Raw genomic sequence first — 15,632 nt, 5'->3', positions numbered from 1 at the left:
ACCGAGACTGCGCCCAATGCAACTGCTACTTGACGTCATTCTGCCCGTCTTTCTGGTCATCGGTTTTGGCTATGTCGCCGTTTGGCGCGGGTTGTTTCCAGTGGCAGGTGTCGACGGTGTCCTGCGCTTTGCCCAAAGCTTTGCAGTGCCTTGCCTGCTGTTCCAAGCGATTGCCAACCTTGATCTGAGTGCCGCCTTTGACGCGCGTCTGCTGTTCAGCTTCTACACAGGGGCCACAATCTGCTTTGCGCTTGGGATGATCGGTGCACGTGTCTTTTTCAAACGAGATTGGGAGGATTGCGTGGCTATCGGCTTTTGCTGTCTGTTCTCCAACTCGGTCCTGTTGGGCCTGCCTATCTCGGAGCGGGCTTACGGAGTAGATCAGCTAACCGGCAACTATATGATAATCGCCGTGCATTCACCGTTTTGCTATGGCCTTGGCATTACTGTGATGGAGTTTGTCCGCAACCGTGGGCAAAGCGGTGTGACACTGGTCCGCTCGATCAGCCGTGCGATGTTCCACAATCCATTGGTGATCGGCATTATCGGTGGCTTTATTGTCAATTTTACAGGGTTCATCATCCCCTCAGTGGTCGATGATGCCCTGTCGCTTATCGTACGGGCCGCCCTGCCTGCGGCACTGTTCGCCTTGGGCGGCGTGCTGATCCAGTACAAGCCAGAAGGCGATATGAAAACAATCGTAATGGTCTGTTGTATTGGCCTTGTCCTGCACCCTGCTATTGTTTGGGCAATGGGGTCTGCCCTCTCGGTGCCGCAAGACTTGTTCCGCTCTGGCGTGCTCACTGCGGCCATGGCACCGGGATTTAACGCCTATATCTTTGCCAATATGTACGGACGCGGACGCCGCGTGGCCGCTTCCTCGGTTCTGATTGCGACAGCTTCCTCCATCCTCACGGTCTGGGTCTGGCTAAGTTTACTTGGCTAAGACCATGCCCCCTAGAGGCTGGGCAACCAGAGTGCCAGTTGCGGAAAGAGGATCAGCAGAGCAACCAACAGCATGGAACATCCGATATAGGGGATCGCCGCACCGTAAATTTCGCGCATCGTGGTATCCTTGGGCGCCACCCCTTTCATCACAAAGAGCAACAAACCGAAGGGCGGCGTAGTAAAGCTGATTTCGAGGGCCAGCAGGATGATCAATGCGAACCAGATCGGATCAAATCCCAACGACAGCGCCAGCGGGAAAAAGATCGGCACTGTGAGCAGCATCATGGAAATCTGCTCCATAAACATACCCAACAGCAGCAGCACCGCAAACATCGCCAACAGCATTGCAATCGGGGCCAGATCAAAAGAAGTCGCCCAACGGATCAGTCCAGAGCTTGCACCCGAGAAGGCCAGAAGCTGGCTGAATGTGGCGGACCCAAAGACGATGAGGTATGCCATCAGTGTTACCCTCATCGCACCCACAACCGAGCGTTTCATCGCTTTCCATGTCAGGCAGCGAAAGATCACAGCGAGGATCAGCACACCCAACGCACCAAAAGCGGCGGCTTCGGACGGGGTGATCAAACCAGCAACCATGCCAATCACAATCAGTACCATCACCGACAACATCGGCAGGATATCTTTGAACAGCAGGCCGAGTTTATGCCCCATGCTCAATGTTTCAACGTCATAAGCGGGGGCCGCGTCAGGATCGAGTTTGGTCTGGATAAAGATCGTTGCGATATAGAAACATGCCAGAATGAGACCTGGGATAATCCCCGCAATTAGCAACGCGCCCACATCCACTCGCGCAAGTGTCGCCAGCAGTACTGCCAGCGCGGAGGGCGGAATGATGATCGCCAGACCGCCTGTGCCAAGGATAGGACCGATCGACATCTTCTTTTTGTACCCGCGGTCCGTCATTTCAGGCACCATGAGCGAGCCGAGCAGCGCCGTTGACCCCATGGACGATCCCGACAGCGTCGAGAATGCTGTGCCGCCCAACACGGTAACATAGCTCAGCCGCCCCGAAAGACGCCCCAACAGCTTATCAATCGCATTGAACATCCGTGCGCCAAGGCCCGTGTGAAAGAAAATCTCGCCCATCAGCAAAAAAAGCGGGATCGGGACAAGCGCGAAGTTCGTGAGGCTCCCAAATCCGTTGTTCAGCATCAGCGTGACGCCCCGCGCGCCGCCCATGAACAACCATGCGCCCAAGATGTTGGCGGCAAGGAACGCCAACGCCACGGGCATACCGATGGCCATCAACACAAGGATCGAGCCTATCAGCAGGCCAAGCGCTTCGAACCATTCCATTATTCGTGAATTCCTGCTTCGCCAGAGTGCATGAGTTCAGCGCCAAAGACAAAGCGGCTGAACTCAACCGCCATCAGCCCAAAGCTGATCGGGAACGCCGCCGTGAGTATCCACTTGGGGAAGTAATAAGCGCGCACGTCAAGGTCATTGCGTGCTATGTTGGTAAGCATCAACTCACCCCCCTTCCACGCGAGCAGTCCGCAAACTGCAACACAAAGCGCCGCCACGCTGCGGCTCATAAACCGGCGTGCAGGCGCGGGAAGGACAGCAGTCACCAACTCGATATGCACATGCCCCTTTTCGCGCACCAGCCACGGCGCACCGAGCATGGTCATGTACAGGATCGCATATTCGGAGGAAGTAAAGAGCCACGCAAAGGGCTGTAGCCCCAAATTGCGCATTATGACCGATGTCACAACCGAGATCATGAGCCAGATCAGCATTGCACACGCAATACCCGCCATCGCGTATAACACTCCCAGATAGAGCCTGCCGATCACGTTCATTTTACACCCCTGACAAAGATGCGCGCCGCAGAAATCTTGCGGCGCGCTTGGTTTTTACTTGGTGTAGAAGAGCTCGATGAGCTTGTCGAAGTTGCCAGCACCCTGCGGGCTTTCTTCCATCAGCGTCTTCATGCGGTCCCATGTGTTGGAGACTGCCGCTTCGAGATAGGCATCTGCTGCTGCACCCTCCAGCGTCACAACTTCCATGCCTGCCGCCTCGAGTGCTGCGAAATCCTCATCGCGCACAGCGCCGAGTTTAGATGCAGATTCCGCTTCATGCGCAATCGCCACGTCCTGTACGATTGTACGGGCTTCTTCAGACAGGCTGTTCCACTTCTCAAGGTTTACGATGGTACCAAGGTCAGTGGAGAAAAAACACGGCTCAATGCGGTAGTTCAGAAACTCGTTCCACTTGAGATCGATCAAACCGATCTGCGTCCAACCCGTTGCATCCACCACGCCACGCTCCAGCGCGGAGTAAACTTCGGTTGTGGGCAAGTCGATTACTTGTGCGCCCAGATAGTCAGAGAAGAAGGCGTTATAGACCGCATTGCCGCGCAGTTTGAGACCGCTAACATCAAGATTGCCGCCGTCGTCCAGCGTTGGAGCATCGCGCGTCCAAAGGTTGTAACACACACCAGAGTCGAACCAGCCTAGGTATTTAACCCCCATCTTCTCTTGGTGGATCTGGTCGATCAACTCTATCCCGCCATTCTCGCGCACTTCAGAAGCGACTTTGTTCGACGTCACAAGAGCGTCTTTTTCCGGCAAGGCACCCGCATAAAAGCTGCCCGGTGTGTAAACCATATCAACCACACCAGAGCGGACCGCGTCAGGCTGCTGGAACATGCCGATGGCCTCTGGTCCGCCGCGCACTTCGATTTGCACGACGCCCTCGCCGGCGGCGTTCACCTTATCGACAAACTCGAGAAAGGATTTGGTGTAGATCAGCGATTCAGGAAAGGCATGAACGGCTGTGATTGTTTCTTGGGCATAGGCCGTTCCTGCCAATGCTGTTGTGGCAAGAATACCGCCGATAAGTATATGTTTCATTTTATCTTTCTCCCTATTGAGCGGCGCGTTTTGCGCCATTGGTGGTGATTTAGATTTCGGGCGTGGCCCACGGGCGCGTAGCAACATGGGCTGCACGATACGTCTTTATCTGGTCGGAATACTGTGCGGTTAGATCGATATCATCCCAGCCGTTTATCAATTTCTGACGGCGCACCGGATCAAGGTCAAAGGCTATGTCATGCCCTGCAATTATTGCACGACCTGAGATAAGATCGACCTCGGCTTTACAGGCCCCTTCGCCCATGTCGGCGATCAACGTCGCTGCAACATCCTCGTCAATCTGCGCAGCGAGCAAACCGTTATTCACAGCATTTCCCGCAAAAATATCGCCAAAACTCGGCGCAAAAACGGCGCTAATGCCGTAATCGACCAATGCATAGACCGCCGCCTCACGGCTGCTACCGCTGCCAAAATTGCGCCCCGCGACCAGCACTTTTGGCGCAGATCGATCAAGTGGATGACCCTGCTGCGCCTTGCGCACATCATAGAGAAGGAAGTCGCCGTAACCTTCGCTACGCGGCTGTGACATGAATCGCGCAGGGATAAGCTGATCGGTGTCGATATTACTTTGGGGCAAGGCGATTGCCGTGCCACACAGGATTTTCCAGCCGTTCATATCCGCCCCTCCAACAAAGGGCGTACGTCGGTCAGACGCCCTGTGACGGCTGCTGCCGCGACCATCGCAGGGCTCATCAAATGGGTCCGCGCACCGCGCCCTTGCCGCCCTTTGAAATTGCGGTTCGTGGAGGACGCACACCGCTTGCCCGCCTCGACCAGATCACCGTTCATGCCCACGCACATGGAGCATCCCGCACCTGCCCATTCCAGACCCGCCTGCACAAATATCTGGGCCAGCCCCTCTTCTTCGGCCTGCTTTTTCACCTGCATTGAGCCCGGTGAGACAAGGCCCGGCACAACGGTGCGACGCCCCTCCAGCACTTTGGCTGCCATGCGCAAATCCTCGATCCGCCCGTTTGTGCATGAGCCGATAAAGACCTGATCGACGGCAATCTGGCTCAACGGCATCCCCGCCTCCAGCCCCATATACTCAAGCGTCGCATGGATGTTTTTGGCAGCGTTATCACGCGGCACATGGCCCGTGATGGGCAATGCCTCTTCAGGTGACGTACCCCATGTAACTGTGGGCGCAATGGTGTCTGCATCAAAGTATTCCTTACGGTCAAATGACGCACCGATATCCGAATGTAGTGCATGCCAATCGGCCAGCGCTGCTTGCCAAACCTTACCACGGGGAGCCGCAGGGCGGCCCTCAAGATAGGCAAATGTCACATCATCGGGTGCGATCATGCCCATACGCGCACCGCCTTCGATGCTGAGGTTGCATAGGGTCATACGCCCTTCCATAGATAGCGCCCGCACCGCGTCGCCAGCATATTCAACCGCGTATCCCTGCGCCCCGTCCGCGCCAAGTGCTGCAATCCAGTGCAGCGCCATATCCTTTGCTGTAACACCCGCTCCCAGCACACCGTCAAACGTGATCCGCATCGTCTTGGGCCGCTTCTGCCAGATCGTCTGAGTTGCCAGAATATGGGCCACTTCGGTCGCGCCCACGCCAAAGGCCAGCGCACCAAATGCCCCATGGGTCGAGGTGTGGCTGTCGCCGCAATTCACCAACATGCCGGGCAAAGTCAGCCCCTGCTCTGGCCCAATCACATGGACAATTCCTTGCGCGGGATCATGCAGATCAAACAGCTTAATACCTGCGGCGCGGGCATTTTTGCCCAGCGTCTTGATCATGCGGCGGATATCGGGTGCCACTTCCCCTGCGCGGGTGGGCGCATAATGATCCACAACACCAAAGGTTAGCGCAGGCTCAGCAACTGTCATCTTGCGATCCGCAAGTTTGGCAAAGGCATGATGCGACCCTTCGTGCACAAGATGCCTGTCCACCCATAGCAAAGAGGTTCCATCCTCACGGCACAGGATCTCATGCGCCGCCCACAACTTGTCCAAAAGGGTGCGCTCCGCACTCATTCAGCCGCCTCCGCGCGTGTGGGGTTCACCACAGGCTCCCAATGGCGCGCATCGCCAGCGCCCACACGGCTCAGCGTCATTTCCAGCTTGAACATATCGGGCCGGTAGAGGGCGGCGAGGTATTCGACACCCCGCCCTTGTGCATCCCGCACCACACGGTTCAGCATCAAGAGCGGCGCACCAACGCTCAGCCCCAGATGTCCCGCCACATCGGGCGAGGCGAGCGTTGCACTTACGCTTTGGTCTGCCGTCTCCACCTCAACGCCAGAGCGTTCAAGCAAACGAAACAGAGGCGACGTGGCCAGTTCTGATTCAGAGTAATTCTGCGCAATGTGTTCGGGAACATAAGTCGTGAGGTGCGAAAACGGCTGCCCTTCTATCAGGCGCAGGCGCACGGCTGTTTGCACATTGGAAGTCTGGGACATTTGCATCGCCTCAGCCACAGCGGCGGGCGGCATACCATAGCTGAACGATAATAACCGCACTGTCGTCTCGTGGCCCATCTGGACAACTTGTGGCATCAAATTTGTAAAATCCGCCGCCATCGAGGGGCGCTGTGCAGGTTTGCGCACCCGCGTCCCCGCGCCCGCGCGTCGGTCAATCAGCCCCTCACTCTCAAGCGCATCCAGCGCACGACGCAGCGTGACCCGCGATACATCAAGTTCGACCGCGAACTTTTGCTCGGCAGGAAGGACTGCCCCGTCAGGATAGGTGCCGCGCGTGATACCATCAAGCAGCTGTAGATAGACGCGTCGCGCCTTTCCTCCCTCCGGAAGGCTGCTCACTGATGGACCTGTAGGATTGGCAGACATTGCAGATCAAGCTCCCATTTCGCCTTGAGACTAACGGCGTTTTGGCTAAATGCAAGAAAACTGTATTGCAGGCGCGAAAATATTTGTCCTATCTCTATATAGATATCTGTATTATAGAAAATACAGCTTTTGCGGAGAGTGGCATGCCAATAATCGAACTCCATATCCTTGAGGGATACAACGACGCAGACAAAACCCGCATGGGTGAGGCTCTGACTGACGCGATCCGTATCGTTGTACCAGCACCCCCCGAGGCTGTGACCCTGATGATCCATGAGATGCCGCGCAGCGCGTATATGCGCGGACGCCAACACCGGACACCAACCCCGGCCCTGCCTGATCCGTCTGACTTAGTCCGCCGCTTCCTTACCGCGATGCAGGACCGCGATCTGGAAACAGCGCAATCCATGCTTGGCCTTGGCTTCACCATGACATTCCCGGGCAGCAAGCAAATGCAAAGCCTTGAAGCGCTCATTGACTGGGCTGCCCCCCGCTACCGCTTTGTGACCAAGACTTACGACGGGTTTGACGCGATGCAGTCCGAGGGCGCGCAGGCGATCGTCTATTGCCGCGGTACCCTGAGTGGCGAGTGGCCTGACGGCACCGCTTTCGAGGGCATCCGATTTATCGACCGATTTGAAGTGACCGAAGGGCTGCTCACGCGGCAGGACGTCTGGAACGATATATCCGAGCATAAGGGAATAACATGAGCGCTAAGATTGATCCCATAACGCTGGCCGTTCTGGCGGGCCGGATGGAGCAGATAGCAGACGAGATGGACGCAACCCTGTTTCGCGCAGCCTTCAATCCCATCATCGCAGAAGCACATGATGCAAGCCACGGCCTTTACCATGCTGTCTCTGGCGATACGCTGGTACAAGGTAAATCAGGCTTGCCCATCTTTGTCGGTGTGATGAGCTTCGCAGTAAAGGCCGTAATCGACAAGGCCGCCGAGAATGGCGATCTTGAGGACGGCGATATCTATATCTTCAATGATGCCCATCTGGGCGGCACACATCTGAGCGATATGCGCCTTGTGCGCCCCTACTATCATCAGGAAAAACTGTTTTGCTATCTCGCTTCTGTCGGTCATTGGCATGACGTGGGCGGCGCAGTCCCGGGCAACTACAATCCCGCCGCCACAGATGCGTTCCAAGAGGCGTTCGTGCTCCCGCCGGTGCGTCTGGCTAAGGCTGGAGTGATTCAGACCGACATCATCGACATCCTTATGCGCAACACGCGCCTGCCGCAATCAGCCCAAGGTGATCTCAACGGCCAGCTTGGAGCGCTCGACCTTGGTGTACGCCGTATGGATGAATTGCTGGCTGATTATGGTGCAGACACTGTTCGCGCTGCTCTGGATGCATTGCAAAACAGCGCCGAGACTTTGATGCGTGCGGAACTGACAACGCTCCCTGACGGGCGCTGGACGGCGACAGACTACCTCGACAACGATGGCATCACCGATGTCCCCTTACCGATCACTGTCGCGTTGGAGATTTTAGGCGATACGATGACACTTGATTTTGAAGGGACCGCCCCGCGCTGTGCAGGACCTGTGAACATCGCCCTGCCAACGGCTGTGGCCACGGCCTATGTGGCCATCAAACATATCTTCCCCGCCCTGCCTGCAAATTCAGGTGTGATGCGGCCCATTACCGTCAAGATACCCGAAGGGTCACTCCTCTCAGCCCCCTTCCCCGCGCCCGTTGGCGGGTACACCGAGACAATCCTGCGCATGATTGACGTGATCTTTGCCGCCGCTGCGGGAGCAGCGCCCGAGCGTGTGGTCGCCAATGCCTACGGCACGATCAACGCGCTCTCGATTTCAGGCACACGCGACAATGGCAAACCTTGGGTCATGTTCAGCTTTTATGGCGGTGGGCATGGCGGATCGATTGAGGGGGACGGCCTGAACCACGGCAATGCGCCGATCTCCACGGCCACGATCCCGCCCATGGAAATTCTTGAGGCGGCCTATCCGGTGATGTTCAAACAATGGGCCCTGCGCCCTGACAGCGCAGGCGCTGGCACGCACCGTGGCGGACTTGGTGCAGTCTACGAGATCGAAGTGCTTGAGGGGAACGGCGCAAAGGCGTTTCTGTTCGGGGAGCGTGGGCGTTATGCCCCCACTGGTGTGGCGGGTGGCGGAGATGCCGCGCTGAATGTGTTCAGCTATGAGCAGTCGGATGGCTGGCACAACCCGCCGATGGCCTCCAAGATGGTTGGCATCCGGTTGGAGCAAGGGCAATCCGTGCGGTTGGAAACGCCCGGCGGCGGCGGCTATGGCCCCGCCTCCGCGCGCGCGCCTGCCGCAGTGGCACGAGACGTGGCCGCAGGACTGGTCAGCGCACAGAAGGCGAACGAAACATACGGCACCGCATGGCAGGAGGTCCCCCAATGAGCAAGATGCCAATGAACAAAATGATCGGCGTAGATGTTGGCGGCACTTTCACAGATATCTTTGTCCTTGATGAGGCAACGGGCCTTGCCGAAGTCGCCAAAGTCCCCACCTCGCGCCCCGACCAGTCCGCGGGCTTTCTCAGCGGGATTGGTTCGCGTGTGGATGATCTTGGCGGCGTTTCCGTTGTGGTGCATGGCACGACCGCTGGCACCAATGCGCTTCTAGAGCGCAAAGGAGCCAAGATCGGCATCATCACCACCGAAGGTCTGCGTGACGTGCTGGAAATGCGCCGCCGCGACCGTCCCCGCACATGGGGCTTGCGGGGTGATTTCACGCCTATCGTGGATCGCGCCCAGCGCTTGGAAGTGCCTGAGCGCACGCTTGCAGACGGCACGATCCGCATGCCCGTCGATCTCGATGCGGTGCGCACAGCAGCACAACAACTCATGGATGACGACTGCCTTGCCGTGGCCGTCCTCTTTGCCAATGCCTACGCCAATCCCGAGAACGAGGCATTGGCAGTCGCTGCCGTGCGCGACGTCTGGCCCAATGCCCATGTCTCTTGCTCCTCCGAAATCCTGCCCGAAATTCGGGAGTTCGAGCGGTTCTCGACCACAGCGCTCAATGCCTATCTCCAGCCTGAAGTGTCGGGATATCTTGCGCGCCTTGAGACTGCCCTGAAGGGCGACGGCTTTGCTGGCGAGTTCATGATCGTACAGTCCAATGGCGGCGTGATGGATGTGGAGACAGCTACAAAACTGCCCGTGCGCACCGCCCTCTCTGGCCCCGCAGCAGGTGTTGTCGCCGCAGGCTACATCGCCCAGGCCGCAGGTTTTCCTGATGTGATTACTGGCGACATGGGCGGCACGTCTTTTGATGTCTCCCTGATTGCGCAGGGGCAAAGCATGCTGAGCCAGCAGACCTCGATTGATTTTGGCATGGTCGTCCGCTCCCCCATGATCGAGATTACGACGATTGGCGCTGGCGGCGGCTCCATCGCGTGGGTCGATAAGGGCGGATTGCTCAACATCGGACCAGAGAGCGCGGGATCGACGCCCGGACCTGTCGCCTATGGCCAAGGCAACACAAGGCCCACCGTCACCGATGCGAATGTCGTTCTGGGGCGCATCGATCCTGATAATCCCATCGGCGGAAAACTCACCCGTCTGGACGTCGATGCAGCCATGACTGCGATTGAGGAGCATGTGGGAAAGCCGCTCGGTCTTGATGCCCTCACCGCTGCCGAAGCGATCTTGCGCGTTGCAAACAGCCGCATGGCAGGCGCGCTGCGCCTTGTCTCGGTCGAGCGCGGGTTTGATCCCAAGCGGTTCGCTTTCATGCCGTTTGGCGGGGGTGGTTCGCTCCATGCAGGTGCGATGCTGGACGAGGTCGGCCTCGCACGGGCTATTGTACCCCGCTATCCGGGTGTAACATCCGCGATGGGCTGTGTGATTGCCGACATGCGGCAGGACTTTGTGCAAACGCTCAACACAATGCTGGACGGGATAGACACCAACGCCCTTGCCGCCCATATGCAGCGCCATGTGGATCGGGGGCTTGCCATGCTTGACGCCTCGCGCACAACATTTGAAGCCCGCGAGACATCCTTTACCCTCGATATGGCCTACCTCGGACAGACCCACACTGTGAGTGTACCGCTCACTGTGCTCGTTGTGGATGGCACCGTGGTAGCACCCACCGAAGGCGCGATTGGAGAGGCATTCGATACCGCCTACCGCGCCACCTATGGCCGTCTGCTGGCAGGTGGCGTGCGCCGCGTGATCAACTTACGCTCTGCCGTCACAGGCAAGCGGCCGCGCTTTGATCTGTCGACACTGGCCCCCAAAGGCGGCTCTGTGGAGGCGGCCTTGCGCGACACGCGGCAAGTGTATTTCGGCGGCGCATGGCACGAGACCAAGATTTACGCGCGCCTTGAGTTGCCTGTGGGTGCCGTCATCTCCGGCCCTGCCATTCTCGAGCAGCCCGACACCACCGTCCTCATTGAGCCTGACCTTGCTGGCCGCGTGGACACCTTCGGCAATACCGTGATCGAAAGGGAAAACCCATGAACGCCCAGCGTACTGCCCTCCTGACGATTGATCTGCAAAACGACTTTTTGCACGCGCAAGGGGCCTATGGCCGTGCGGGACAATCGGCACCTGCCATCGCCGCCCTACCCGAGCGCATCGCGCCACTGCGTGATGCGCTTGTCGCAGCTGGCGGCAGCTACATCTCGGCACAGTTCACGCTGGTGCCGGGGCGCGGTGGCGAACCATTGATCGCCGAGCACCTGAAAAGGCTCCGCCCTTTCCTGACTAAAGGTGACTTTACCCCAGGCGGGTTTGGTCATGATCTGGTCGATACGCTCAAGCCTGCGGATTTCACCATCGAGAAAGTCGCCTACTCCGCCTTCTACCAAACGCGGCTGGAATACATCCTGCGGGCCATGGATATTGACACGTTGATCGTCGGTGGGATCGTCACGAACGGCGGCGTGGCCAGTACCCTGCGCGACGCACACCTGCGCGACATTCACACGGTCATGTTGTCGGATGGATGTGCCGCGTTCAAAACCGACGTTCATGAGGCGACCATCACCTCGCTCGGCTCCGTCACGCAGGTCATGACCTGCGCCGAGGCTACTGCCGAATTTGGAGCCACAGCATGAGTTTACGAACGCGCCTCACAGCCGCTGAAATCCTGATCGCCCCTGGTATTTATGACGGTCTTACGGCTGCTCTCGCCACGGATGCGGGGTTCGAGGCGCTGTATCTCTCTGGTGCTGCTGTCGCCTACACACGGCTGGGCCGCCCCGACATTGGCCTCAGTACGGCAAGCGAAATGGCCGATACAATGGCGCTGATCGCCGACCGCACAGACCTGCCTGTGATCATGGACGCCGACACGGGGTTTGGAAACGCGCTCAATGCACGCCGCACGATGGTATCTTATGAACGCGCTGGCGCTGCGGCCCTGCAAGTCGAGGACCAGACCTATCCAAAGCGCTGCGGCCACCTATCGGACAAATCGCTAATTACCGCGGCTGAGATGACGGGCAAAATTGCCGCGATGGCCGATGCACGCCGCCATGACACGCTGATCATCGCGCGCACAGATGCTATTGCTGTCGAGGGGTTCAACGCCGCCATGGACCGTGCCAGCGCCTATGTCGAGGCAGGTGCCGATGTGCTCTTCATCGAAGCGCCCCGCGACCGCGATGAGTTGGGGCGCATTCCCGAAACGTTTCAAGGACAGGTCCCCCTGCTCGCCAATATGGTCGAGGGCGGTGCCACGCCAATCTCCTCTGCCCAAGATTTGCAAGCGATGGGTTTTGACATCGTGATCTTTCCGGGCGGCATCGTGCGCGCCTTGGCACGCACGGCCAATGACTATTACCGCAGCTTGAAGGACGCGGGATCAAACACACCTTTCAAAGAGCGCATGTATGATTTCGACGGGTTGAACGAGGCGATTGGCACGTCAGATATGCTCGCGACGGGAAAGCGTTATGACGGCAACACCTGATATCGCGTCCCCGCTGGAGGCGTATGACATAGACGTTGGCACGCTAATCATCGGCGCGGGTGCCGCAGGGATGATTGCCGCACTTAGTGCGCATGAGGCAGGCAAGGATGTGCTGGTGATCGAAGCTGATCCCCTGCCCTCAGGCTCCACTGCGCTCAGCGCGGGTCTAATCCCTGCCGCTGGCACCACGTTTCAATCGGGTGCAGGGATCGCCGATGATCCCACACTCTTTGCCGCTGACATTCAACGCAAAGCGCATGACGAGAACGAGCAAGGTCTGGTCGACACACTGGCGCAGCATTCCGCCATTGTCATCGATTGGCTGGCACAAACGCACGGCCTGCCGTTTTCCGTGGTGACCGATTTCGACTATCCTGGTCATTCGCGGCGGCGGATGCACGGCTTGCCCAGCAGATCAGGTGCCGAACTGATCGACGCGCTGCGCAGCCGCATCGAACATTTGGAAATTCCGATGATATGTGAGCGCCGCGCGACTGTCCTGTTTGCCAAGGGTGCGAAACTGCATGGCGTGCAGGTTCAACGCCCGGACGGTGCACATGAAACGATTGGTGCTGCACGGATTATTCTGGCCTGCAACGGATTTGGCGGGAACCGGACGATGGTGACGCGGTACATGCCCGAAATCGACAGCGGGCTTTGGTTTGGCCATGACGGCAACAACGGTGATGCGGTTGAATGGGGCGCAAAGCTGGGTGCCGCGACGCGGCATCTGGGGGCCTATCAAGGTCACGGCAATGTCGCCCACCCCCACGGCATTCTGATCACATGGGCTGTCATTACCGAAGGTGGATTTCAGGTAAACAGTGAAGGCGACCGCTTTTGGAACGAAGCGCAGGGATATTCAGAGGCCGCACGCGCAGTCCTGGGGCAGCCTGAAGGCCACGCATGGTCGGTCTTTGACACCCGCATTGCCGATATTGCCCGGCAGTTTGCAGATTTCAAAAATGCAGAGAGCCAAGGTGCGCTTGTCTGGGCCGACACGCTTGAGGCGCTGGAAGTAAAATGCGGCATTCCAAAAGGACGGCTCGTTGGCACCGTCAAGGATATACCTGCTAATGGAACTGACCGCTTTGGCCGTACATGGACGGGTCAGCAGCTTGAGCCACCGTTTTGCGCGGTGAAAGTCACAGGTGCTCTGTTTCACACCCAAGGGGGCCTCGATATTGATCCTGAAACCGCTTTGGTGCGCAAGGCGGCTGGAGGCGTTTTTGACAACCTCTATGCCACAGGCGGCGCGGCCGTGGGCGTTTCGGGGACATCAGACAGCGGATATCTATCAGGCAATGGCCTGCTGGCGGCAAGTGTTCTGGGCTGGATCGCGGGACGCGGATAACGCTGCGGAAATGGCTTTGATCGGTTCAATCAAATTTGCGCCTGCCCCTTGCCATTGACGGCAAATAACTCAACCTTGGACGACATAATCACAACAACGGGGAATCTACATGAAACGTACAACAGCAACGATTATCGGCGCATTGCTGATTACAACGGCGGCACCGCTGAGCGCGGAAACACTGCGTTGGGCGCGCTCGGGCGATGCCCTCACCCTTGATCCACATGCCCAAAACGAAGGGCCAACCCATACGGTCCGCCACCAGATTTACGAGCCGCTGGTTCTGCGCGATGTGTCTGGCGGGTTCGAGCCTGCGTTGGCAACCGATTGGGCACCAAAGGCCGACGATCCGAATGTATGGGTCTTTAATTTGCGCGAAGGTGTGACCTTTCATGACGGCGCGGCCTTTACCGCTGATGACGTTGTCTTCAGCATCGAACGCGCAAAACAAGCAAACTCCGACATGAAAGAGCTGATCGGCTCCATCACGGAAGTGCGCGCTGTGGATGACTTTACTGTCGAGATCGTCACAGACGGGCCAAACCCGATTCTGCCGGCCAACCTGACCAACCTGTTCATGATGGACCGTGAATGGACCGAGGCGAACAACACTGTCGCCGTTCAGGATTTTGAAGGCGGCGAGATCACATTCGCCACGCTCAACACAAACGGCACGGGCGCATACGTCCTGACCAGCCGTGAGCCTGACGTCAAAACAGTGATGACGGCCTATGACAAATACTGGGGCATCGGGCAATTCCCGCTCGAAGTGACCGAGATCGTCTATACGCCGATCCAGAACGCCGCGACCCGTGTGGCCGCAATGCTGTCGGGTGAGATCGACTTCCTCCAAGACATGCCCGTTCAGGATCTGGAGCGTGTGAACGCAGCGGACGGCCTTATGGTCAAGCAAGCGCCACAGAACCGCGTCATCTTCTTTGGTATGAACCAGGGTGCCGATGATATCGAAGCGGACAATGTCGACGGCAAGAACCCCCTCGCCGATGTGCGCGTGCGCAAGGCGATGTCCATGGCAATCAACCGGGACGCAATCCAGCAGGTTGTTATGCGCGGGCAAAGCCTGCCTGCCGGCATGATTGCGCCGCCCTTCGTTAACGGCTGGACTGCAGAGATGGACGCGGAATCCTCCACGGATATCGAAGGTGCAAAGGCGCTGATGGCTGAGGCAGGCTATGCGGATGGCTTCTCCCTTCGCCTTGACTGCCCGAATGACCGCTACATCAACGATGAAGGCATCTGTCAGGCGGCTGTTGGCATGTTGGGTCAGATCGGTATCACTGTGAACCTCGACGCCAAGCCGAAAGCACAGCACTTCCCGCTCATCTCTGGCGGCACCACCGACTTTTACATGCTGGGCTGGGGCGTTCCGACTTACGATTCCGAGTACATCTTCAACTTCCTCGTGCATGGCCGCGAAGCAGAAATCGGAACGTGGAACAACACAGGCTTTAACAACGCCGATGTGAACGGGATGATCAAGTCGCTGGCCTCCAATACCGATCTGGAAGCACGCAATGCCGACATCGCCAAAATCTGGCGTGTGGTGCAGGATGAGGCGCTTTATATCCCCATCCACCACCAAGTGCTGAACTGGGGCATGGCCGAAAAAGTCGGCACTGAAGTTGACCCTAACGACCAGCCAAAGATCAAACACTTCACAATGAAGTAATGACACC

Annotated in this window: 14 protein-coding genes; 8 read left to right on the top strand and 6 right to left on the bottom strand. The window is 58.0% G+C overall.

Features of this window, described 5'->3' with window-relative positions; translation table 11 throughout:
• Positions 1–16 precede the first annotated feature (16 nt).
• Positions 17–946: an AEC family transporter gene (locus Q0775_RS13960; RefSeq protein WP_298862037.1), complete on the top strand. Its 930-nt coding sequence runs from the start codon at positions 17–19 to the stop codon at positions 944–946.
• A gap of 11 nt (positions 947–957) precedes the next feature.
• Here the strand turns inward: Q0775_RS13960 and Q0775_RS13955 are convergent, their stop codons facing one another.
• The 6 genes from Q0775_RS13955 to Q0775_RS13930 are packed head-to-tail and all read right to left on the bottom strand — an operon-like array spanning position 958 to position 6,652.
• Entirely contained in the window at positions 958–2,265 is a 1,308-nt protein-coding gene (locus tag Q0775_RS13955) for a TRAP transporter large permease (RefSeq protein ID WP_298862034.1), read from the bottom strand.
• Positions 2,265–2,771, bottom strand: a complete 507-nt coding sequence (locus Q0775_RS13950; protein WP_298862030.1) for a TRAP transporter small permease — start codon at positions 2,769–2,771, stop codon at positions 2,265–2,267. The genes Q0775_RS13955 and Q0775_RS13950 overlap by 1 nt, the downstream gene beginning before the upstream one ends.
• A gap of 54 nt (positions 2,772–2,825) precedes the next feature.
• Positions 2,826–3,824, bottom strand: a complete 999-nt coding sequence (gene dctP / locus Q0775_RS13945; RefSeq protein WP_298862026.1) for a TRAP transporter substrate-binding protein DctP — start codon at positions 3,822–3,824, stop codon at positions 2,826–2,828.
• 49 nt (positions 3,825–3,873) lie between these two features.
• On the bottom strand, positions 3,874–4,461 hold the full coding sequence (gene leuD / locus Q0775_RS13940; protein WP_298862024.1) for a 3-isopropylmalate dehydratase small subunit: 588 nt from the start codon (positions 4,459–4,461) through the stop codon (positions 3,874–3,876).
• Positions 4,458–5,840, bottom strand: coding sequence for a 3-isopropylmalate dehydratase large subunit (leuC, locus tag Q0775_RS13935; RefSeq protein ID WP_298862021.1), 1,383 nt, complete (start codon positions 5,838–5,840; stop codon positions 4,458–4,460). The genes leuD and leuC overlap by 4 nt, the downstream gene beginning before the upstream one ends.
• Complete coding sequence (locus Q0775_RS13930) at positions 5,837–6,652, bottom strand: GntR family transcriptional regulator (RefSeq protein WP_298862018.1); 816 nt, start codon at positions 6,650–6,652, stop codon at positions 5,837–5,839. Before Q0775_RS13930 ends, leuC begins: the two co-directional genes overlap by 4 nt.
• A 143-nt stretch (positions 6,653–6,795) precedes the next feature.
• Between Q0775_RS13930 and Q0775_RS13925 the strand changes: the two genes are divergently transcribed.
• The 7 genes from Q0775_RS13925 to Q0775_RS13895 all read left to right on the top strand — a co-directional run bounded on the left by Q0775_RS13925 (position 6,796) and on the right by Q0775_RS13895 (position 15,625).
• Positions 6,796–7,362 (top strand): tautomerase family protein, encoded by a 567-nt coding sequence (locus tag Q0775_RS13925; protein ID WP_298862015.1) that lies wholly within the window; start codon positions 6,796–6,798, stop codon positions 7,360–7,362.
• On the top strand, positions 7,359–9,056 hold the full coding sequence (locus Q0775_RS13920) for a hydantoinase B/oxoprolinase family protein (RefSeq protein WP_298862012.1): 1,698 nt from the start codon (positions 7,359–7,361) through the stop codon (positions 9,054–9,056). Before Q0775_RS13925 ends, Q0775_RS13920 begins: the two co-directional genes overlap by 4 nt.
• Complete coding sequence (locus Q0775_RS13915; protein WP_298862009.1) at positions 9,053–11,125, top strand: hydantoinase/oxoprolinase family protein; 2,073 nt, start codon at positions 9,053–9,055, stop codon at positions 11,123–11,125. Before Q0775_RS13920 ends, Q0775_RS13915 begins: the two co-directional genes overlap by 4 nt.
• Positions 11,122–11,724, top strand: a complete 603-nt coding sequence (locus tag Q0775_RS13910; RefSeq protein ID WP_298862006.1) for an isochorismatase family cysteine hydrolase — start codon at positions 11,122–11,124, stop codon at positions 11,722–11,724. The genes Q0775_RS13915 and Q0775_RS13910 overlap by 4 nt, the downstream gene beginning before the upstream one ends.
• Positions 11,721–12,581 (top strand): isocitrate lyase/phosphoenolpyruvate mutase family protein, encoded by an 861-nt coding sequence (locus tag Q0775_RS13905; protein WP_298862003.1) that lies wholly within the window; start codon positions 11,721–11,723, stop codon positions 12,579–12,581. The genes Q0775_RS13910 and Q0775_RS13905 overlap by 4 nt, the downstream gene beginning before the upstream one ends.
• On the top strand, positions 12,565–13,935 hold the full coding sequence (locus Q0775_RS13900) for an FAD-dependent oxidoreductase (protein ID WP_298862000.1): 1,371 nt from the start codon (positions 12,565–12,567) through the stop codon (positions 13,933–13,935). The genes Q0775_RS13905 and Q0775_RS13900 overlap by 17 nt, the downstream gene beginning before the upstream one ends.
• Before the next feature lie 109 nt (positions 13,936–14,044).
• Positions 14,045–15,625: an ABC transporter substrate-binding protein gene (locus Q0775_RS13895; RefSeq protein ID WP_298861998.1), complete on the top strand. Its 1,581-nt coding sequence runs from the start codon at positions 14,045–14,047 to the stop codon at positions 15,623–15,625.
• The last annotated feature ends 7 nt before the right edge of the window (positions 15,626–15,632 follow it).

This window comes from uncultured Sulfitobacter sp., from assembly GCF_947499945.1.
In the GTDB taxonomy this organism is placed as follows: domain Bacteria; phylum Pseudomonadota; class Alphaproteobacteria; order Rhodobacterales; family Rhodobacteraceae; genus Sulfitobacter.
The sequence above is the reverse complement of the archived record's forward strand: the minus strand, read 5'-3'. Positions and strand labels throughout refer to the sequence as shown.